This window comes from Bradyrhizobium commune, assembly GCF_015624505.1.
Classification (GTDB): Bacteria; Pseudomonadota; Alphaproteobacteria; order Rhizobiales; family Xanthobacteraceae; genus Bradyrhizobium; species Bradyrhizobium commune.
In genome coordinates this window covers 4,694,225-4,712,020 of record NZ_CP061379.1, presented here as the reverse complement: position 1 = coordinate 4,712,020, position 17,796 = coordinate 4,694,225, and the positions used below count along the sequence as shown (strand labels likewise).

Genomic DNA, 17,796 nt, shown 5'->3' with positions numbered 1-17,796 from the left:
CGCGTGCAATTTGCGCCGACGGCAGACCGGCGGAGAGCCGTCAGGCCGGTTGACAATACGTTCATGATTTGTTCTTATGTTGCGACCGAGATGGAGGCAGTCATGGACAACCGCATCAACGACATCCGCAGAACCATTCGCGCGCTCCGCGTCAGCATGCGCGAGGCCGAGGCGATCATGCATGAGCAGATCAACCGCGACGAGGATTGCAGCTTCGTGGCGCAGGAGGTCATCAAGATGCGCTCGGTGATGAGCGGGCTGGTGAAGGAGCGGACCGCGCTCGGCGACAACGAGCCGATCGTCGTGAGCAGCTTCTTCATCCCGCGGCGCCGGTCGGCGCGAAAACTGGTTGCTGCGCCGGTCCCGACTGTCGATTCCGTGTTCCGTCCACGCGTGGTGGCGAGGGTTTGACGCGGAGAGCTCAATCAAAAGCCTGAGGTGCGGACAAGTCCGGCTTGCCGGCCGGGCTATCCGCCCACTTCGCCATCTCCATGGTCTGCGCGTCGACGCCTTCGCACCAGAAGCAGCTCGGCGCGTGGCCCTTCTCGGGCAGGATCGGGACCAGGCTGTGGCCGCAACCGGCGCACCAGGTGATGTCAGTCATGCATTCCTCTGTGACGTAGCAGGTTCAGGGATGAGGTTTTCGTCGGAGAAGCTTGCGCGGGCGCTACGACGTCGCCTGCGCGTGGCGTCCCGCGTCTGCGCGCGTCTCGGATAGCGTCGAGGCCGCGATCCATCGCGACGCGGCCGCGATGTCGTCTCCGCTCTCGCGATAGGCGAGCAGCTGGAATTCGGCCGAGCTTCCGCGCGCCACGATCGTGCGGCAGTGCTCGACCTCGGTGGTGCAGTCCAGCGCAGTGGCATCGTCGGCGATATCGTCGATGATTCGCGACAGCTGCTCCGCGATCGTCACCGGCCCGTCTTGTGAAGCAAAGATGCAATCGGTGCCGTAGCGCTGGGCGCGCCATTTGTTCTCCACCGCAATCGCGCGTTCGACTGCGGTGACCTCCTTCGACAGATGCGGCCTCTGATAGAGGCGCCGCGTCAGGCAGCGGTAGAGCGAGGCGATGGCGATGGCGTCGTCGACGAAGGTGCAGGTGTCGGGCGCGCGGAGCTCGAGTGTCGGGTGCTTCATCGACAGCCGCATCGCCCACCAGATGTGGCTCTCGTCGGGGATCACGCCGGAGCGCTGCAACGCGCCGACATAGGCGTCGTAGTCACGCTTGCTCTCGAACAGTTCGGGCAGGCCGGTGCGCGGCAGCTCAGAATAGGCTGCCAGCCGGTAGCCCTTCAATCCCGTCTTGTGCGAATTCCAGAACGGCGATGACGCCGACAGTGCGATGAACAGCGGCAGATGCGGCAGCATCGCCCGCATCACCGCCACGCGCGTCTCGGAATCGGGCAGTTGAACATGCACATGCATGCCGCACATCATGTTGCGGTGGCCGATGCTGCGGAGGTCCTCGATCATCTCTTCGTAGCGCGGCTTCGGACTCGGCTGCGACATGCGCCAAACCGCGGTCGGGTGCGTGCCGCAGGCCATGATGACGAAGCCATATTGCGCGGCGACGTTGGCGACCTCGCGGCGGAGGAAGCGCAGCTCCTCGCGCGCATCGTTGACGTCGACATGGACGTTGGTGGCAACCTCGAGCTGGGATTGCAGCATCTCGCGCGTGGCCTGGCCGCCGGTCGACCAGTTCGCCGATTCGAACAAAGCGTTCGGCGTTTCGATCGCGACCTCCAAGGTGCGGCGATCGGCCAGAAAATATTCCTCCTCGATGCCGAAGGAATAGTCCGTCGCCTGGCCGCGTCCGCCGGCCGAGCGAATGACGAGATGCTGCTTGTCGTCGGAAGCCTCCAGTCGCAGCTGTTTCAAAACGTCCGATGCGAATGTCATATGCCACCCGGCCAAAGCTAATGCCTGCCGGCATTAATCCGGTTGACGGGGGCGGGTTCCGCGTCTGCTGCACTGGAAATTGCCGGCGCGAACGGAACAATTTTGCGCGTTCGGACGCGCGCGATCCTGCCCGAAATGTGTCGTGAGATGCATCATGGTTTCGGCAAGCGCGACCAGGACGAGCTTCGGTGCTAGAATCGGCGCAACCGAGATCGGAGATCGAGATGGACGATCAAGCCAAGCGCGCGGCGCTGCAGCGCCATTGGCAGGCGTCGGACGCGGATGATTTCGAGGCCGAGCACGACATCTATCGCGACGACGCCGTGCTCGATTATCCGCAATCGGGCGAGCGGATTCATGGCCGGCGAAACATTCAGGAAAGCCGTTCCGTGCAGCCGAACAAGAAGCGCTTCACGATCCGGCGCATCTTAGGTGGCGGCGATCTCTGGGTCAGCGAGTTCGTCCTGACCTACGACGGTGTGCCGTCCTACGTTGTGAGCATCATGGAATTTTGCGACGGGCTGGTCGCCCACGAAACGCAATATTTCGGCGACCGGTTTGAGCCCGGTCCCTCGCGCGCGCATCTCGTCGAGCGGTTGGGGTAGATCGCCGCAAGCAAACCCACGGCCGCATTGGCAACTTGGAACCGATGCGGCGGCTGGTCGCAGTCTTATCGCCTTGAATCCGCCAATCCTGCCGTTATTTTTGAGGAGAACAAGAATCCGGGCCCCTCTGGCGAGGACGCCGACAATGTCGGTCAAACCTCGCGATGTCGGATGACCTGTCCCGCGCGAATGCGATGGATCGGCCGATCGTCGGGCCTTCTCTGTTTCCTCCGACCAAATCGTCCCCATCGCAAGCCTCGTGCGGCCAATTCCCAAGCTTGAGGAGCAACGATGTCTGACGCCAAATACTCAAACCCGATGGAAATCGAGATCACCGAACCGTCCAGCCTCAACGAGCAGGCTGCGGTGGCGCTGGTGATTGCGGGCGCACTCGTTGCCGTCGCCGACCGGCGCGTCTCGCCGGTCGAGCGCGACGAGGTGATCCGCTTCATCAGGGACCGCCAGCTGGCGCCGCACATTCCGGACGAGCGGTTGTTTGCGATGTTCGACGAGCTTGCCGAGCGGCTCGAGGAGCCCGACTTCGCCAATGTCGTGATCGACACGTTGCGGCCGGTCGCGAACCTCTCGCTCTCCTCACATCTGATGGAGCTGTCGGAGCGCGTCGCGGCCGCCGACGAGGACGTGCATCCGCATGAAGTGCAGGCGATCAAGCTGCTGCGCCTGCTGACACTGGTGCTGCCGCGCGCGAAGCCGGTCGGCGCAGCTGCGCGCGCTGCCTCCGAGGAGTGAGCATGAGCGCAGCCTCGGACGGGCACGGGACGGGATCCGAGGGCACCGCCGGCAAGCCTGCCGGCGGCGACCCGCGCCTCGCCGCGCTCGTTCATCGGCTGCCGCCGCGCCTTGCCGGCACCGTCGATTACCTCCTGCAACCCTCCAGCCGCTGGGTCCGGATTCCCTCGGGCGCGCTGCTCGTCGTCGGCGGCGTGCTGTCCTTCCTGCCGGTGCTCGGCATCTGGATGCTGCCGCTGGGCCTCGCGCTGCTCGCCGAGGACGTGACGGCGCTGCGTGCGTCCCGCTCAAAAGTCTTCGACTGGATCGAGCGACGCAAGCCGCATTGGCTCCATCCCGCCGCGCCGAAGAATGATCAATCATGACCGAATTCATCACCGCCGAGGCGCTGACTGCGCTCGCCCAGGTGGTTCTGATCGACCTCGTGCTCGCCGGTGACAATGCCGTCGTCATCGGTCTTGCCGCCGCTGGCCTGCCGGCCGAGCAGCGCCGCCGCGCCATTGTTGTCGGCATCGTCGCGGCGACCGTGCTGCGTATCGCCTTCGCCGGCGTCGCGACCCAGCTGCTCCAGGTGATCGGCCTGCTGCTTGCCGGCGGCGTGCTGCTGCTGTGGGTGTGCTGGAAGATGTGGCGCGAGCTGCGCGAACAGGCCGCGCATGCGGGCGAGCTTGCGTTCAGCCATGGCGGCGGCGCGAGCCGCGCATCGGCGCAGCGCAAGACCTTTGGCCAGGCGGCGGCGCAGATCGTTGCGGCCGACGTCTCGATGTCGCTCGACAACGTGCTCGCCGTCGCAGGTGCCGCGCGCGAGCATCCCTACATCCTTGCCTTCGGCCTCTTGCTGTCGGTCGCGCTGATGGGCGTTGCCGCCGATCTGCTCGGCCGCGTGCTCCAGAGGCAACGCTGGATCGCCTATGTCGGTCTCGCCATCATCGTCTACGTCGCCTTCGAGATGATCTATCGCGGCTCGCTCGCGCTCGCGCCGGTCATTGCAAGTCTCTGAAGCCAGATCTCTGAGGCAAGCTCTGTTACCCGCAATCCGGAGTAATCAATGACGTCCGAACCCAAAGCACCTTCGGCGCTCTGCGCGCCGCGGCCGCAAATCGGCCCGTTCGCCCAGCTGATCTTCGGCTCGCGCTGGCTGCAATTGCCGCTCTATGTCGGCCTCATCGTCGCGCAGGCCGTCTATGTGCTGTTGTTCCTCAAGGAGCTCTGGCACCTGGTTGCGCACTCGTTTGACGCGAGCGAGCAGCAGATCATGCTGATCGTGCTCGGGCTGATCGACGTCGTCATGATCTCGAACCTCCTGGTGATGGTGATCGTCGGCGGCTATGAGACCTTCGTTTCGCGCCTGAATTTGCGCGGCCATCCCGACGAGCCGGAATGGCTGAGCCACGTCAACGCCAGCGTGCTCAAGATCAAGCTCGCGATGGCGATCGTCGGCATCTCCTCGATCTCGCTGCTGCGGACCTTCATCGAAGCCGGCAATCTCGGCACCACACGCAGCAATTTCACCGAGACCGGCGTGATGTGGCAGGTCCTGATCCACCTGACCTTCATCATCTCGGCGATCGGCATCGCCTGGGTCGATCGTCTCGCCGACAATGCGCACCGCAAGGAGAACGGGCACGGCTGACGCGCGCGATGGATTGAGGTCAGAAACGGCGGCCCCGAGCCAGCGTCTCCGACGGCGTCTCGCCAAATGCCAGCCTGTAGCCGCGCGAAAAATCGCCGAGGTGCCAGAAGCCGTTGCCCAGCGCTGCGGCCTTCACGCTGACGCCGGCGCTTCCGGTCATGAGCTGGATGCGGGTCGCCCAGAGACGCTTGAGCCGCAGATAGTGGTGCAGGCTCATGCCGTGCACGGCGTTCGTCGCGGTCTGGAGCGTGCGCACGGAGACGCCGAGCGTGGCGGCCAGGTCTTCGCTGTAGAGCGGGCGGCTGCCGAAGGTTGCCGCCACTTCGTCGAGCCGCGCGACCAGCTTGCGATGCTTGTCGAACGATCCGCGTCGCGCGGCGAGCCCGTCCACCGGCACCAGGGTGTCGTCGAGGCAGGCGAGCAGCGTCTCCTCGATCGGCCGGCTGAGCGCATCGAACTGCCTGGGATCGTTGAGTTCGGAAGCCAGGCAAAACATGTTCAGGATCACGGCGCGCAGGCGCGTCATGGGCGCCTCATGCGAACGGAAGAAGCCGAGCCCGCTGTCGTAATCGGCCCAGCCGCGATGGCGCATATCCGAGTTGAACCGCATCATCAGGTAGGTGTTGGGGTGGTCCTCGACGCACTTGATCGGAACCCTGCCGCGGACGACGTTCACCGTCGAGCTGTCGATCTCGCGGCCGTTGGTGGTGGAATGATAGGTGAACGGGACGACGAGGCCGATGCCACGATCGGTGCCGATATCGACGTCGAGGCGCCGCGCGAAAGAGCGCTGGAGCACGAACAGCCCGTCCTGGAGCGGCAGGATGGCACGGGTCAGAGAGAATTCGCGCGGTCGAAGCGGCGTCGAGGTGCCGAGGCCGAGCACCTCGTTGGCGCGAAACTCGCCGAAATCCGAGAAGCGCTCGATGCCGAGGATTCGCGAAGGTTTCAGCCGACGTACCGGCATTTCGGGATCCTGGCGGTGTCAGAGGTGAATGGTCTGAATCGGCGATAGGTATCAGACGACCATGCATCGGCCCAATTCCGGGAAACTACGGCGGCGCCTGATCATGCCACCTGCGGGTAGGCCGCGTTCTCGCGCCGCTCGCGCTCGCCGAGCTCGCGCACGAGCTCCTGGAGAAATGACTCGGTGAAGGCGGGCAGGGTGCGCTCGGCGCGGACATAGATGCCGAGGTCGGACCACACTGGACTGCCAGCATTGTCGAGCGGCAGGAACACGAGCTGGCTGTCGCGCGACAGACGGCCGATGCCGAGCTGGGTCTGGAACGCGACGCCGACCCCGCGCGCGGCGAGCTCGCGCATCAGGTCGATCGAGTTGGCCTGGATCGCGGGTTCCGGCGTCTCCGGCAGCTGCGCGATCAGGGGCTGGAGCAGATGATAGATCGACAGCTCCGGCAGCGCGTGAATGACGGGGAAGGCGAGACATTGCGGCAGTGTGACCGTCTTGCGGCGTGCCAGCGGATGCTCGCGCGCAACGAGCGCGCCTAGACGAAAGCGCTTCAGCGCGACCTGCCGCAGGTCGGGTGGATGCCTGAGCGCGATGGCAATGCCGATATCGGCCTCGCCGCGGCTCAGCGCTTCCAGCACGTCGGAGGATCCCATCACCTCGGTGGTGAAGCTGACGCGCCGGGCCCGGCCGCGGTGCGAGGCGATCAAGTCCGGCAACACCGATTTCGTGAGGGACTCGATGCAGGCGATGCTGATGGTGCCGTGCCAGGCGCCGGACAGGGATGCGACGTCCGAGCGGAAGCGGTCGAGGTCCTGGAGCACGTTCATGACATGCCGGGCCAGCATCTCGCCGACCGTCGTCAGCGTCAGGCCGCGCGCCGTTCGTTCGAATAAGGGTGATCCAACCTCTTGTTCAAGCTTGAGAATTTGGCGGCTGACGGCGGACGAGGCGACATTGAGGACCCGTGCCGCAGCCCGGATCGAGCCGGCGCGGCGGACGGCATGGAAGTACTGGATGGACGGTGAATGAAATCGCATGAGACCCCCGGGGCGAACTATAGCCGCTGCCGAAACGGCAGCAAGCTGTACGAAATTCTCTGCCTTTTGAGAGCGCTATTTTCACCGTAATGTCATGTGCTGACGGGCCTGCCGGGCCCGCGCGGCAGCGCGCCCATAACGATGTGGGCAGGGGATTTTTGCGGTGGACGACAATATTGCTTGCGAGCTTGAGCCCGCGCAGGGCGCCCGTCTGGTCGATCGCCGTCGTGCGGCCGCCTATGTCGGCGTGACCGCCGGCCGCTTCGAGCAATTGGTGCGCGACAATGTCGTGCCGCCGCCGGTTTTGGTCGACAACAAGCGGCGCTGGCCAATCGCATTGCTCGACGTTGCCAAGGAAGCGGTCGGCAGCAGCATGCCGGCGCTGCCCGCGGCCATCGTCGACGCCACAGCGGCCGAGGCGCGCCCCTGCGAACGCGATGCGCTGCCTGCCGCGCGCGAATTGCCCGACCAAGCCTGGTTCGAGCAGCGTGCGAGCTTCGTTCAGCGCGTCCGCCGTTCGCTGCTCTCTGGCAACGAGATCCGTCTGCTGCGCGAATTCAAGGTGCTCAAGCAGAACCAGATCAGCATGTACGGCTACTACGGCAGTTTTGAAGCGCTGATGGTGCGCGGCTACATCGTCGAGATCGACCGCAAGCCGCCGTCGAGCCGGCCGCTGGTGACCTATCGCCTGACCGCGCCGGGCGAGCAGGTGATTGCGGCGCTGAAGGACGAGCCGGTCATCTGACCGCCTATTTCAGAATTTCGCAGACCGTCGGATGTGATCCGATCTCGGGTTGCGGGTCTCCGGCCGTGACGCCCTGCCACCACGTTTCCAGCGCATCACGATCGCAGCGGAGCTTGACGCACATGCCGCTTGGCCGGCCTGCACCATGCCGACGACGCGAAAGCCGTGCACATTCAGATCCGCCGCGAAGTTGCGCAGGACGGCATCGGGATCCCGATGCGGCTCGTAGACGAGGGCAGCGAGATCGCATTGCGCATCGAACATGGTTCGCCCCTGCTTCGTTGCAAAGAGAGCGGGGCCGCGGCGATTTTGCGGCGACCCCGGATTTTGGATCAGGCCGCCGGCGGGCCGTTGATGATCTGGAGCTGGGTGAATTCGGCGAGGCCTTCCTCGGCGAATTCGGTGCCGATGCCCGACTGCTTGGCGCCGCCGAACGGGATGTGCGGTGCCATGTCGAGATGCTTGTTGATCCAGACCGTACCGGACTCGAGCTTGGTTGCCACTTCGTGGGCGCGCTTGATGTCGGATGACCACACCGAGGCGCCGAGGCCGTAGGTCGTGGCGTTGGCGCGGCGGATCACGTCATCCTTGTCGGAATATTTGATCAGCGGCAGCACCGGCCCGAACTGCTCCTCATCGACCAGTTTCGAGCCTTCCTGGATATCGCGCACGATGGTCGGCTCGATGAAATAGCCGGGGCGGTCCATCGCGGAACCGCCGGCAACCACCTTGCCGTTCTTGTGGGCGTCCTCGAGGAACGCCTTGACCTTCTCGTACTGCATCTTGTTCTGCAACGGCCCGAGCTTGGTGCCCTGCTTGGAGCCATCGTCCACCACCGTGTTCCTGGCGATCGCGACCAGCTCGTTGCAGAGCTCGTCATAGACGGATTCGTGCACATAGAGCCGCTTGATGGCGAGGCAGACCTGGCCGGAGTTCTGGAACGCGCCCTCGAAGATGCCGGGCGCGACCTTCTTCGGGTCGACGTCGTCGAGCACGATGCCGGCATCGTTGCCACCGAGCTCGAGCGTGATGCGCTTGAGCGTTTGCGCCGCGCTCGCCATCACCTTTTGTCCCGTGGCCGTCGAGCCCGTGAAGGAGATCTTGCGGATGTCGGGATGCTTGGTCATCTCGCCGCCGAGATCGTTGGCGTCGGTGATGAAGTTGAGCACGCCCTTCGGCACCACGTCCTTGATCAGTTCGGCGAAGCGCAGCGTGGCGAGCGGCGTGGTCGGGGCGGGCTTGACCACCAGCGTGTTGCCGGCGAGCAGCGCCGACGGCAGCTTGAAGCTGAGGATCAGCAGCGGATAGTTCCAGGGAATGATGGCGCCGACGACGCCGAGCGGGCGGCGATAGGCCTCGACCTTGCGGTCGCCGGAGTTCTCGATCACCTTCATCGGCAATTCGAGCGAGCCGAGATAGCGGAAGAAAGCGGCCATGCCGAGCACTTCGCCGGTGGCATCCGCCAGCGGCTTGCCTTGCTCGGCGGTGAGGATGCGGGCGAGGTCGCCCGAATTGGCCTCGATCACGTCGGCCATCCCGATCACGACCTTGCGGCGCTCTTCCATCGGCGTTGCGGCCCAGGCGGGATAGGCGGCCTTCGCCGCGGCAACGGCCGCGTCGAGCTGCGACTTCGAGGCGCGCGGACACTGCGCCAGCACCTCTTCGGTCGCGGGATTGAGAACCGGCATGGTCTGGTCGCCGGGCACCAGCTTGCCGTCGATGAGAAGATTGTAGTCACTCATTGGCTTTGCGCTCCCTTGAAGAACGGGCCGTTCGGGCCTCGTTATATCGAGATGTATATCACGATCCCGCTCGCCCGGCCATGGCGGCCGGCTCGATCAATTCCAGAAAAAGCGGCTGGACGCTGGGCGACATATCGATATATCGTGATGGATATAGCGGAAGTGCGTTCCGGGATCGGCGATGGAAATCAAGGTAAGGTCGCTCACGAATTGCGAGGTGGCGGCCGATGGCGGTGCGATCTCGCTGGGCTTCGAGGACGTCGCGGGCAATCCCGCCGCCGTCAGCGTCTCGCTTAACCAGGTCGGAGCGCTGATCATGACCCTGCCCGGGCTGCTCGAGGCGGCGCTGAAGGCCCGCTACGGCGACCAGAGCCTGCGCTACGCCTACCCTCTGGCATCTTGGGTGCTGGAGCAATCCATCGACACGACCCAGCGCATCATTACGCTTGAGACCGAGGACGGCTTCAAGGTCCGCTTCTCGATCCCGAAGGCCGAACAGAGCCTGTTGGGTGAGGCCCTGACCCAGCCGATGCCCGAAGTGACGGTGCGGCCGAATTGAGGGCGTTCAGGACTTGCGGGAACGGACGATGTCGCTCTTGAGCGCTTCCAGCTCCTTACGAACGGCACGCGCGGCGTCGCGCTCGATCTTGCGGTAGCGCGCGACCAGCGCTTCGCCGAAGGGGGAAAGCATGGCGCCGCCGCCGTTCTTGCCGCCGGCCTGCGGCTCGACCGCGACATGCCCGCAGATGCGGTTGATCTCGTCGACGAGATCCCAGGCGCGCTTGTAGGACATGTCCATGGCGCGGCCCGCCGCCGAGATCGAGCCGTGCTCGCGGATCTGCTCCAACAGCTCGATCTTGCCGGGCCCGATCCGATCCTCGCCGTCGAGGTCGATCCGCAGGCTCAATTGGGGAAGCGATTTGGCGCTCGCGCGCGACATGGTCGGCTCTCTTGGCCAGTTGCGAGAGAGAGATTGCCACTCCTGCCCGCTGCGGACAAGGTGAACACATCAGCGCACGGCGTGCATCTCCAAAAACGCCTTCACGCCGGTGACATCGCCCGTGTCTGACGGCACGTAGCCGGGCAGGCTCGCCACGGCGCTGCGAAAATCGGCGCTGCGCATGATCTCGAGGATACGTTGCATCGGCTCGGTGTCGAGGAACGCGCGCTTGCAGACGAAGAAATAATCCTCGGTCAGGATCCGGATGAAATCGAGGCCGAATTGCCTGGCCGCGGCCTCGACGCCAAAGCTCGCATCCGCCATGCCGCTTGCGACATAGGCAGCGACGGCGGCGTGGGTGAACTCGATCTGCTGCGCGCCGTTGATGCGGCTTTCGTCGATGCGTTGCGCGGCGAGCAGCTGGTCGAACAGCAGGCGCGTGCCGGAATCGTGATCGCGGTTGACGAACCGCACTTTTGGCGAGGTGAGGTCTTCGATCGACCGGATGCCAAGCGGATTGCCGCGCGCGACCATCAGCCCCATCTCGCGCGTCACGAAGCTGATCACGCGGTCCTCGCGCGCATCGAGCCATTCGCGCGCCGTCTTGATGCCCTGCGCGCGTAGCGCGCCGTGTGGCAGATGCAGGCCGGAAAGGTCGCAGGCGCCCTGCGCCAGCGAGACCAGCGAATTCTGGTTGCTGACATAGCGCAGATCGACGCCGATGCCGGGCTCGCGGTCGAGGAATTCGCGCAGCTTTGCGACCGCAAAGCCGTGGCTGGCATGGACCCGGATCACGGATGGCCGCTGCTCGAGGAACGGCTTGATCTCGCTCGCAAGTTCCTGCGCGAGGTTGTCGAGCTGCGGGCCGAGCCGGGCCTGCATGCGCTCGCCGGCCCACACCAGCCGCTCGCCGAAGGCGGTGAGCTTGGTGCCTCTGCCGCGCTGGGTCTCGACCAGCGGTGTGCCGAAGAATTCCGACCATTGCTCGATCAGATTCCAGACGTGGCGGTAGGAGAGGTGGGCGTCGGTGGCCGCGCTCGAGATCTTTCCGGTCTTCCGGATCTCATTGAGGACCCCGAGCATGACCACCGCCGTGCGCGGGCTGCCCTCCCGGCGAAACCGCCAAACGGCTTCGATCTCGATCTGGAGCATCGGCTTTCCTTATGAAGTCCGATTCATATATGAAGGCGTCCATCGGAACACCATATCATATTTACTCCCGCCAAAGGACGCCTAATCTGGTATACCAGAAACGGAGTAAATATGATGTCAGTTGCATATGACTTTGCGCGCTCCCCCGCCGCCGAGTTCATGGCCCGGCCCCAGGACCTGCTGATCGACGGCCGCCGCGTGCCCGCGAGCTCGGGCCGTACCTTCAAATCCCTCAATCCGGCAACCGGCCAGGTGATCGCCACCGTCGCCGAAGGCAACGAGGCCGATGTCGAGCATGCGGTCGCCGCGGCGCGCCGGGCGTTCGAAGGCCCGTGGCGCACGATGCGCGCCTCCGAGCGCGGCCAGATCCTGATGCGCTGGGCGGAGCTGTTGAAGCAGCATGCCGACGAGATCGTCGAGATCGAGTCGATCGACGCCGGCAAGCCGATCTCGGCCACGCTGCGCCAGGACTTTCCGTCCGCCGTCGACACGCTGACCTACTACGCCGGCTGGGCCGACAAGATCAGCGGCGACGTCGTGCCGGTGCGCGACGACGCCCTGACCTACACCGTGCGCGAGCCGGTCGGCGTGGTCGCCGCCATCGTGCCGTGGAATTTCCCGCTGATGATCGGCATGTGGAAGCTCGCACCGGCGCTCGCCTGCGGTTGCACCGTGGTGATGAAGCCGGCCGAATTGACCTCGCTGTCGGCGCTGCGCATCGCCGAGCTCGCGCTTGAGGCCGGCTTGCCGAAGGGCGTCTTCAACGTCGTCACCGGACCCGGCCGCGTCGTCGGCGACGCCTTGGTCAATCATCCCGATGTCGACAAGGTCACTTTTACGGGCTCGCCCGGCGTCGGCCGCGGAATCATGAAAGGCGCGGCCAGCAACTTCAAGCGCGTCTCGCTGGAGCTCGGCGGCAAGTCGGCCAACGTGATCTTCGACGATGCCGATCTCGAATCCGCTTCCAAGGCTGCCGCCTCCGGCATCTTCTTCAATGCCGGCCAGGTCTGCTCCGCCGGCTCGCGCGTGCTGGTGCAGGAGAAGGCCTATGACGAAGTCGTCGAGCGGCTGGCTGCGCGCGCGAAGTCGCTCAGGATCGGCGATCCGCTCGACCGCAAGACGGCGCTCGGTCCCGTCATCTCCGAGAAGCAGATGAAGTCGATCCTCGACTATGTCGACATCGGCCGGAAGGAGGGCGCGACCCTCGTCACCGGTGGCGAGAAGGTCGGCGATCGCGGCTATTTCATCAGCCCCGCGGTGTTCGCGGGCGTCGAGCACGAGATGCGGATCTCGCAGGAAGAAATCTTCGGCCCCGTCGTCAGCGTCATCAAGTTCAGGGACGAAGCTGATGCTTTACGGATCGCTAACGGCACGGCCTACAGTCTCGCGGCCGGCGTCTGGAGCCGCGACATCGGCAAGCTCCAGCGCTTCGCCAAGCGCGCGCGGGCCGGCACGGTCTGGATGAACACCTATGGCTATACCGACGTGCGCCTGCCCTGGGGCGGCGAGCGCGACTCCGGTCTCGGCCGCGAGCACGGCACCGCCGCGATCGACAATTTCACCGAGCCGAAGGCCGTGTGGATGAATCTGGCCGTCTGATACCTCCCGAGCGGCCAAGCCTGGAGCCCGCCTGATCCGCCCGGTCAGGCGGGCTCTCTTTTCCGGATCGATAAGATTGTCTGCATTCCGTTCAGGAGCGGTCAACTCTGGGGACAAGTCCCGCGGCGCCTTAAACCTCGGCTTTGGAACCGACATGCATGCTTCCCGCAAAAGGGTGGGGCATCAACATGTCGGTTCTCAAGGAGATCGTCGTGGCGGTCGCGGGAGTCTATGCGCTCCTGTTCGTCTGCGACTCATTGTTCGGGGTCGGCGAGGCACGCTTCGACGACGCCTATTACAGCGCCAGCTTCTACGCACCGCAGCCGAAGGAATTCCGCTTCGCCGGCGACACGCCGCCGGCCGTGCGCATCAGCGACGCCTTTGCGCAATTCTCTGCCAGCGACGCCAAGCCGGCCAAGCGTTACTCGTCGCTAACCACGATCATTCGCTAGGCGACCTCGCGGGCCTTCTCGGCCGCCTGGTGATCGCCCGGGTGCTGCCAGGCGCGTTGCGGGATCAGCAGCAGGCAGGCCAGCATGAACGCCGCGATCACGGCGGAGGCCAGCGGCCGGCTCAAGGCGAGCCCACCATGGTCGAGCGGCTTGTCGAGGAAATCGCCGACGGTCGCGCCCAACGGCCGCGTCAGAATGAAGGCCGCCCAGAACAGTGTGACGCGGGAGACCCGGGTCCAGAAATAGAGAGCGCCGATAACGGCAAGCCCGCCGGCGAAGATCAGCGCGCCGCCGCGATAACCCATATCGCCGGTATCGGCGATCCAGTCGCCGAGCGCGGTGCCGAGCGTCTGCGAAAAGGTGATCGCGCCCCAATAGAACGCCTCGACCCGCGGCGTGCCGACGCTGTCGACCGAGATCGTCCCCTCGGCGCGATACCAGAGCCAGAGTACCAGCACGAGACAGCTGAGCAGCAGCGTCGAGCCGCCGGTATAGCCGATGCCGAGCGAGCGGTCGGCGAAGTCGGCCATGGTCGTGCCGAAGGTGGTCGATGCCACGATGGTCGCCCAGTACAACGCCGGATGGAATTTTCGCGCGCGGATTTGTGCCGCGACAAGAACAATCATCGCCGCCAGGAACAAGCAGGTGCCGGCGAGGTAGCCCCAGTTCAAGGTCATGGTGACGGTGTCGCCGCCGGTCTCGCCGAGAGTCGTGGCTGCGATCTTGATGATCCAGAAGCCGAGCGTGACCTCCGGGACCTTGCTGTCGCTGATGACGCTGATCTTCGTACGATCGTCCATAATGTCCTCATTGCTGAGTCAGCCGCGGTGGTCCGCGGCTGACCGGGATGACGGCGCGGAGGTGTCAGGTCTTGGCGACGCCATCCATGACAGCGAGCAGATCGGTGACGGCCTGCTTGCACTTGGCAGCATCCGGCGTGCCCGCGCGCAGGGCCTCCAGCGCGCGGTCGATCGCCTTGTCGACGGTGTGCCAGTCGGCCGCCGCGCGCGGCTTCAGGCCGGCTTCGGCCTCGTCCCATCTGGTCTCGAGGTCCTTGATCCGGATCTTGGCGCCGGGCAGGTCGCCCTTGTCGATCAGGGCCGCGACATCGACGACGATGCTGCGGAACGGCGTGAGATCACCGAGCTTTGCTGTCGCGGCCTGCGACAAGGGCACGAAGGTGATGTGCTGGCTCGCATGCATGTTCGGCTCGCTGATGAAAGTCGTCAGCAGGCAGACCGCGATGGATGATATCGTTTTCATCATGTGGTTCTCCGTGTGGGCTCCTGCGTCCGTGCAGGCAGCGTTGAAGTCCGGGGTTGGAGCTATTGCGCCGGATCTGTCCGGCGAGCGTCATCGCCTTCGAACGTCACCCAGGCGACGAGGCCGACGATCACGGTCAGGAAGACGATGCTGGTCTGGACCGTGCCGAGGCCCATTCCGCCATAGTCGCGCGATTGCGACAGCAGGTCGCCAAGCGAGGCGCCAAGCGGACGGGTGAGGATATAGGCGAGCCAGAAGGTGAGGACGGGATTGCCGCCGATGGCGTACGCAGCCGCCACCGCGACGATCAGCATGCCGAAGGCGACGACGCCGAGCTGAAAGCCGAGACCGAGCGCTTCGGTCGCGAGATCGCCGGCGGCCGTGCCGAGCGCGAAGGTGAACAGGATCGCGGTCCAGTAGAACAGCTCGCGCCGCGTCGTGACGATGCTGTGGATCGACAGCGTGCGCTCGACGCCGTACCAGATTGCGAAAATTGCCGCGAGCGCGCCGGCGAAGGCCGCGGTGCTGACATAGAGGCTGATCTCGAGCTTGTCGGTCAAGAGATCCGTGAGCTGCGTCCCGACGATGCTGACGAGAACGACGGTGAGCCAGTAGATCCAGGGCACATAGGCACGGCGCCTCAGTTGCAGGAGCAATGCGGCGATCAGCAGTCCGGTCATGCAGATCGCCGTCCGGCCGGCGCCGAGGCCGACATGCACCGCGAGATAATCGGCGCCGGTTTCGCCGACTGTGGTCGAGAGGATCTTGATGGCCCAGAAGATCGCGGTGACCTCCGGAACCTTGTTCAGCATTCGCGTTGCGCCAAGGCCTGAATATTGCGGCACGCCAAAATCTCCCAAGGTCGTAGCGATGCAGGACCATCGTGCCGCCGACTTAGGCGCGGCTTAGGGTGAGGAATTTCGGGCGAGGGCGGTGTTCGCCGCAATTTGGGCCTGCTGGGGCTCCCTAACTCTGCGCTAAGTCGGAATGGGCATGATTTTGACGGCCGGATGGCTCGGCCGTTTTGAGGATCGGGTCTTGCGGGTTCTGCTGATTGAGGACGACAGGATGGTCGGCGCCGCCGTCGAGCAGGCGCTGAAAGATGCCGCCTATGCCGTCGATTGGGTCAGGGATGGCGAGACCGCGCTGCTTGCGGCCGAAAGCGAGTCCTACGAAGTGCTGCTGCTCGATCTTGGTCTGCCGAACGCGGACGGCCGTGACATCTTGCGTCGGCTGCGCGCGGATGGCTGCAAATGTCCCGTCATTATTGTCACCGCGCGAGACGGCGTCGACGACAGGATCGAGGGCCTCGATCTCGGCGCTGATGACTACCTCGTCAAGCCGTTCGAGATTCGCGAGCTGCTGGCGCGAATGCGTGCCGTGCTTCGCCGCGAAGGCAGCGGCGCATCTGCCCTGCTTGGCAACGGCAAGCTCAGTCTCGATCCGGCAACACGCGAGGCCTCGCTGTCTGGTCAAACGGCCATCCTGACTGCGCGCGAGTATGCTCTTCTCCAGGCTTTGCTCACCCGGCCCGGCGCCATCCTGTCGCGGAGCGAGCTCGAGCGCCAGCTTTATGGCTGGAACGAGGAGGTCGAGAGCAACGCGGTCGAATTCCTGATCCACACCATCCGCAGGAAGCTCGGTGCCGAGGCGATCCGCAACGTCCGCGGCATGGGGTGGATGGTGGATCGCCCGTCATGATCAGGTCGTTGCGCGGCCGGCTGTTCGTCAGCTTGACGGCGGTCGTCCTGTTGACCGGCCTCGCGGGAGGCGTCTTTGCGCATCGCTGGGCCTTCGACGAAGCCATCGAGACTCAGGACTCGGTGCTGATCCAGATCGCCGGCCTGGTTCAGAGCGGTGGTCTCACCGGTGCTCAGGATCTCCATGGTGTGGATGAGGATGCCGAGGTCTGGCTGATTGAGCTGGGGAAGACACCGCAGGGCACGCCCGAGGAGCGCCAGCTGTGGCGGCTCCAGGACGGGATGCGCGATGCGGCGCGAAAGGGCAAGCCGGTCCGCGTCGTGCTGCGCACGCGGTCCGACGGCAGCCGCTTTGCAGTGGCGCAGAGCACGGGGGTTCGGGATGAGATCGCGGGCGACATGGCGTTCCGCACCGTGCTTCCGATTGCGGCGCTGATCCCTTGCCTGATGCTGGTGATCGCCTTCGTCGTCGCGGGATCGCTGCGCCCGATGGTGCATCTCGCAGACGAGCTCGATGCTAGGCCCGCCGATGACATGACGGCACTCCCGCTTCGCGATCTCCCGAGCGAACTCAATCCGTTCGTATCCTCGATCAACGGCCTGTTGCGGCGCGTGCATGAGATGATGGAGCAGCAGCGCAGGTTCATTGCGGACGCCGCGCACGAGCTGCGGACGCCGCTGACGGCACTGAGCCTGCAAGCCGAAAATCTCGATCGGGTCGAGCTGCCGCCTGCGGCGCGCGAGCGCCTTGCCGTGCTTCGGCAGGGCATGCGCCGCAGCAAGCATCTTCTGGAGCAGTTGCTGGCGCTGGCTCGGCATGACGCAACGCCGCCTGACCGCGCGCCAGGCGAGGTCATGGAGCTTGATCGCGCGGCGAGAGGGGTTATCGCCGATCTGTTGCAGGAGGCGATCAGCCGCGACATCGATCTCGGCTTCGACCGAGCCGAGTCCGTTCTGGTGTGCGGCGCGTTCGTCATGTTCACGGCCATGATCCGTAACCTCATCGACAATGCGCTTCGGTTCACGCCGGAGGGGGGCAAGATCGATGTGGCGATTTACCAGGACGGCGCGACGGCTGTCCTCCAGATCGAGGACACCGGGCCCGGCGTTGCCGCCGACGAGATCGGCCGGATATTTGAGCCGTTCTTCCGCGGTCAGCGTCCGGAGGGCGACGGTGTTGGTCTTGGGCTATCGATCGTCAAGCGCATCGTTGATCGGCTCGGCGGGACGATTGAAGCGGCGAACGTCATTGAGCCCCGGCGAACCGGATTGCGCGTTGTCGTCAAATTTCCCGCGGCCGGTACGTGACGC

At 65.0% G+C, this 17,796-nt stretch carries 23 protein-coding genes; 12 read left to right on the top strand and 11 right to left on the bottom strand.

From position 1 onward, the window contains the following. Positions 1 to 102 precede the first annotated feature (102 nt). Positions 103 to 411 carry a hypothetical protein gene (locus IC761_RS22330; protein ID WP_246791299.1) on the top strand — a complete coding sequence of 103 codons (309 nt, stop codon included), beginning with the start codon at positions 103 to 105 and terminating at the stop codon, positions 409 to 411. Positions 412 to 421: 10 nt separating this feature from the next. Here IC761_RS22330 and IC761_RS22325 read toward each other — a convergent pair whose 3' ends face one another. After that, on the bottom strand, positions 422 to 604 hold the full coding sequence (locus IC761_RS22325; protein WP_195798786.1) for a hypothetical protein: 183 nt from the start codon (positions 602 to 604) through the stop codon (positions 422 to 424). A 63-nt stretch (positions 605 to 667) separates the two neighbouring features. Further along, positions 668 to 1,897 (bottom strand): carboxylate-amine ligase, encoded by a 1,230-nt coding sequence (locus IC761_RS22320; protein ID WP_195798785.1) that lies wholly within the window; start codon positions 1,895 to 1,897, stop codon positions 668 to 670. A 224-nt stretch (positions 1,898 to 2,121) separates the two neighbouring features. Here IC761_RS22320 and IC761_RS22315 point away from each other — a divergent pair, with 224 nt between their 5' ends. The 5 genes from IC761_RS22315 to IC761_RS22295 all read left to right on the top strand — a co-directional run bounded on the left by IC761_RS22315 (position 2,122) and on the right by IC761_RS22295 (position 4,885). Next, a complete protein-coding gene (locus IC761_RS22315; protein WP_195798784.1) occupies positions 2,122 to 2,502 on the top strand; it encodes a nuclear transport factor 2 family protein in 381 nt (126 codons plus the stop codon). Positions 2,503 to 2,793: 291 nt separating this feature from the next. Continuing rightward, a complete protein-coding gene (locus IC761_RS22310) occupies positions 2,794 to 3,252 on the top strand; it encodes a TerB family tellurite resistance protein (protein WP_195798783.1) in 459 nt (152 codons plus the stop codon). Between the two features lie 2 nt (positions 3,253 to 3,254). Next, entirely contained in the window at positions 3,255 to 3,617 is a 363-nt protein-coding gene (locus tag IC761_RS22305) for a hypothetical protein (protein ID WP_195798782.1), read from the top strand. Further along, entirely contained in the window at positions 3,614 to 4,252 is a 639-nt protein-coding gene (locus tag IC761_RS22300) for a TerC family protein (protein WP_195798781.1), read from the top strand. Before IC761_RS22305 ends, IC761_RS22300 begins: the two co-directional genes overlap by 4 nt. A gap of 48 nt (positions 4,253 to 4,300) precedes the next feature. Next, a complete protein-coding gene (locus IC761_RS22295) occupies positions 4,301 to 4,885 on the top strand; it encodes a TIGR00645 family protein (RefSeq protein WP_195798780.1) in 585 nt (194 codons plus the stop codon). A 19-nt stretch (positions 4,886 to 4,904) separates the two neighbouring features. On the opposite strand, the gene IC761_RS22290 is transcribed toward IC761_RS22295, so the two are convergent. Both IC761_RS22290 and IC761_RS22285 read right to left on the bottom strand, forming a co-directional pair. After that, the gene (locus IC761_RS22290) at positions 4,905 to 5,852 is read right to left on the bottom strand and encodes an AraC family transcriptional regulator (protein WP_195798779.1); all 948 of its coding nucleotides are present in this window, start codon (positions 5,850 to 5,852) and stop codon (positions 4,905 to 4,907) included. 101 nt (positions 5,853 to 5,953) lie between these two features. Next, on the bottom strand, positions 5,954 to 6,892 hold the full coding sequence (locus tag IC761_RS22285) for a LysR family transcriptional regulator (RefSeq protein WP_195798778.1): 939 nt from the start codon (positions 6,890 to 6,892) through the stop codon (positions 5,954 to 5,956). Between the two features lie 163 nt (positions 6,893 to 7,055). Between IC761_RS22285 and IC761_RS22280 the strand changes: the two genes are divergently transcribed. Further along, complete coding sequence (locus IC761_RS22280) at positions 7,056 to 7,637, top strand: hypothetical protein (protein WP_195798777.1); 582 nt, start codon at positions 7,056 to 7,058, stop codon at positions 7,635 to 7,637. A 9-nt stretch (positions 7,638 to 7,646) separates the two neighbouring features. Here the strand turns inward: IC761_RS22280 and IC761_RS22275 are convergent, their stop codons facing one another. Together IC761_RS22275 and IC761_RS22270 are read right to left on the bottom strand one after the other, a co-directional pair. Then, complete coding sequence (locus tag IC761_RS22275; RefSeq protein WP_195798776.1) at positions 7,647 to 7,901, bottom strand: DUF2478 domain-containing protein; 255 nt, start codon at positions 7,899 to 7,901, stop codon at positions 7,647 to 7,649. Positions 7,902 to 7,969: 68 nt separating this feature from the next. Continuing rightward, complete coding sequence (locus IC761_RS22270) at positions 7,970 to 9,379, bottom strand: aldehyde dehydrogenase family protein (protein WP_195798775.1); 1,410 nt, start codon at positions 9,377 to 9,379, stop codon at positions 7,970 to 7,972. Between the two features lie 181 nt (positions 9,380 to 9,560). Between IC761_RS22270 and IC761_RS22265 the strand changes: the two genes are divergently transcribed. After that, entirely contained in the window at positions 9,561 to 9,938 is a 378-nt protein-coding gene (locus tag IC761_RS22265) for a hypothetical protein (protein WP_195798774.1), read from the top strand. Positions 9,939 to 9,944: 6 nt separating this feature from the next. Here IC761_RS22265 and IC761_RS22260 read toward each other — a convergent pair whose 3' ends face one another. Together IC761_RS22260 and IC761_RS22255 are read right to left on the bottom strand one after the other, a co-directional pair. After that, positions 9,945 to 10,319 (bottom strand): winged helix-turn-helix domain-containing protein, encoded by a 375-nt coding sequence (locus tag IC761_RS22260; protein ID WP_195798773.1) that lies wholly within the window; start codon positions 10,317 to 10,319, stop codon positions 9,945 to 9,947. Positions 10,320 to 10,388: 69 nt separating this feature from the next. Next, the gene (locus IC761_RS22255) at positions 10,389 to 11,471 is read right to left on the bottom strand and encodes a substrate-binding domain-containing protein (RefSeq protein ID WP_195798772.1); all 1,083 of its coding nucleotides are present in this window, start codon (positions 11,469 to 11,471) and stop codon (positions 10,389 to 10,391) included. Between the two features lie 114 nt (positions 11,472 to 11,585). On the opposite strand from IC761_RS22255, the gene IC761_RS22250 reads away from it, so the two are divergent. Further along, complete coding sequence (locus IC761_RS22250) at positions 11,586 to 13,070, top strand: aldehyde dehydrogenase family protein (RefSeq protein ID WP_195804738.1); 1,485 nt, start codon at positions 11,586 to 11,588, stop codon at positions 13,068 to 13,070. 158 nt (positions 13,071 to 13,228) lie between these two features. Beyond that, positions 13,229 to 13,522: a hypothetical protein gene (locus IC761_RS22245; protein ID WP_246791298.1), complete on the top strand. Its 294-nt coding sequence runs from the start codon at positions 13,229 to 13,231 to the stop codon at positions 13,520 to 13,522. Here the strand turns inward: IC761_RS22245 and IC761_RS22240 are convergent. From IC761_RS22240 to IC761_RS22230, 3 genes are all read right to left on the bottom strand, one after another. Further along, complete coding sequence (locus IC761_RS22240; protein WP_195798771.1) at positions 13,519 to 14,322, bottom strand: COG4705 family protein; 804 nt, start codon at positions 14,320 to 14,322, stop codon at positions 13,519 to 13,521. The genes IC761_RS22245 and IC761_RS22240 overlap by 4 nt on opposite strands. Positions 14,323 to 14,386: 64 nt before the next feature. After that, complete coding sequence (locus tag IC761_RS22235; protein WP_246791573.1) at positions 14,387 to 14,725, bottom strand: hypothetical protein; 339 nt, start codon at positions 14,723 to 14,725, stop codon at positions 14,387 to 14,389. Positions 14,726 to 14,847: 122 nt separating this feature from the next. Then, positions 14,848 to 15,597, bottom strand: a complete 750-nt coding sequence (locus IC761_RS22230; RefSeq protein ID WP_195798769.1) for a COG4705 family protein — start codon at positions 15,595 to 15,597, stop codon at positions 14,848 to 14,850. Between the two features lie 226 nt (positions 15,598 to 15,823). On the opposite strand from IC761_RS22230, the gene IC761_RS22225 reads away from it, so the two are divergent. Continuing rightward, positions 15,824 to 16,486 carry a response regulator transcription factor gene (locus IC761_RS22225; protein WP_195798768.1) on the top strand — a complete coding sequence of 221 codons (663 nt, stop codon included), beginning with the start codon at positions 15,824 to 15,826 and terminating at the stop codon, positions 16,484 to 16,486. Continuing rightward, a complete protein-coding gene (locus IC761_RS22220) occupies positions 16,483 to 17,793 on the top strand; it encodes a sensor histidine kinase (RefSeq protein ID WP_195798767.1) in 1,311 nt (436 codons plus the stop codon). Before IC761_RS22225 ends, IC761_RS22220 begins: the two co-directional genes overlap by 4 nt. The last annotated feature ends 3 nt before the right edge of the window (positions 17,794 to 17,796 follow it).

Excerpts from the sequence above, each read along its gene's own strand:
- IC761_RS22330 (WP_246791299.1), top strand. The coding sequence starts at position 103 with ATGGACAACCGCATCAACGACATCCGCAGAACCATTCGCGCGCTCCGC.
- IC761_RS22325 (WP_195798786.1), bottom strand. The coding sequence starts at position 604 with ATGACTGACATCACCTGGTGCGCCGGTTGCGGCCACAGCCTGGTCCCG.
- IC761_RS22320 (WP_195798785.1), bottom strand. The coding sequence starts at position 1,897 with ATGACATTCGCATCGGACGTTTTGAAACAGCTGCGACTGGAGGCTTCC.
- IC761_RS22315 (WP_195798784.1), top strand. The coding sequence starts at position 2,122 with ATGGACGATCAAGCCAAGCGCGCGGCGCTGCAGCGCCATTGGCAGGCG.
- IC761_RS22310 (WP_195798783.1), top strand. The coding sequence starts at position 2,794 with ATGTCTGACGCCAAATACTCAAACCCGATGGAAATCGAGATCACCGAA.
- IC761_RS22305 (WP_195798782.1), top strand. The coding sequence starts at position 3,255 with ATGAGCGCAGCCTCGGACGGGCACGGGACGGGATCCGAGGGCACCGCC.
- IC761_RS22300 (WP_195798781.1), top strand. The coding sequence starts at position 3,614 with ATGACCGAATTCATCACCGCCGAGGCGCTGACTGCGCTCGCCCAGGTG.
- IC761_RS22295 (WP_195798780.1), top strand. The coding sequence starts at position 4,301 with ATGACGTCCGAACCCAAAGCACCTTCGGCGCTCTGCGCGCCGCGGCCG.
- IC761_RS22290 (WP_195798779.1), bottom strand. The coding sequence starts at position 5,852 with ATGCCGGTACGTCGGCTGAAACCTTCGCGAATCCTCGGCATCGAGCGC.
- IC761_RS22285 (WP_195798778.1), bottom strand. The coding sequence starts at position 6,892 with ATGCGATTTCATTCACCGTCCATCCAGTACTTCCATGCCGTCCGCCGC.
- IC761_RS22275 (WP_195798776.1), bottom strand. The coding sequence starts at position 7,901 with ATGTTCGATGCGCAATGCGATCTCGCTGCCCTCGTCTACGAGCCGCAT.
- IC761_RS22270 (WP_195798775.1), bottom strand. The coding sequence starts at position 9,379 with ATGAGTGACTACAATCTTCTCATCGACGGCAAGCTGGTGCCCGGCGAC.
- IC761_RS22265 (WP_195798774.1), top strand. The coding sequence starts at position 9,561 with ATGGAAATCAAGGTAAGGTCGCTCACGAATTGCGAGGTGGCGGCCGAT.
- IC761_RS22260 (WP_195798773.1), bottom strand. The coding sequence starts at position 10,319 with ATGTCGCGCGCGAGCGCCAAATCGCTTCCCCAATTGAGCCTGCGGATC.
- IC761_RS22255 (WP_195798772.1), bottom strand. The coding sequence starts at position 11,471 with ATGCTCCAGATCGAGATCGAAGCCGTTTGGCGGTTTCGCCGGGAGGGC.
- IC761_RS22250 (WP_195804738.1), top strand. The coding sequence starts at position 11,586 with ATGTCAGTTGCATATGACTTTGCGCGCTCCCCCGCCGCCGAGTTCATG.
- IC761_RS22245 (WP_246791298.1), top strand. The coding sequence starts at position 13,229 with ATGCTTCCCGCAAAAGGGTGGGGCATCAACATGTCGGTTCTCAAGGAG.
- IC761_RS22240 (WP_195798771.1), bottom strand. The coding sequence starts at position 14,322 with ATGGACGATCGTACGAAGATCAGCGTCATCAGCGACAGCAAGGTCCCG.
- IC761_RS22235 (WP_246791573.1), bottom strand. The coding sequence starts at position 14,725 with ATGCATGCGAGCCAGCACATCACCTTCGTGCCCTTGTCGCAGGCCGCG.
- IC761_RS22230 (WP_195798769.1), bottom strand. The coding sequence starts at position 15,597 with ATGCTGAACAAGGTTCCGGAGGTCACCGCGATCTTCTGGGCCATCAAG.
- IC761_RS22220 (WP_195798767.1), top strand. The coding sequence starts at position 16,483 with ATGATCAGGTCGTTGCGCGGCCGGCTGTTCGTCAGCTTGACGGCGGTC.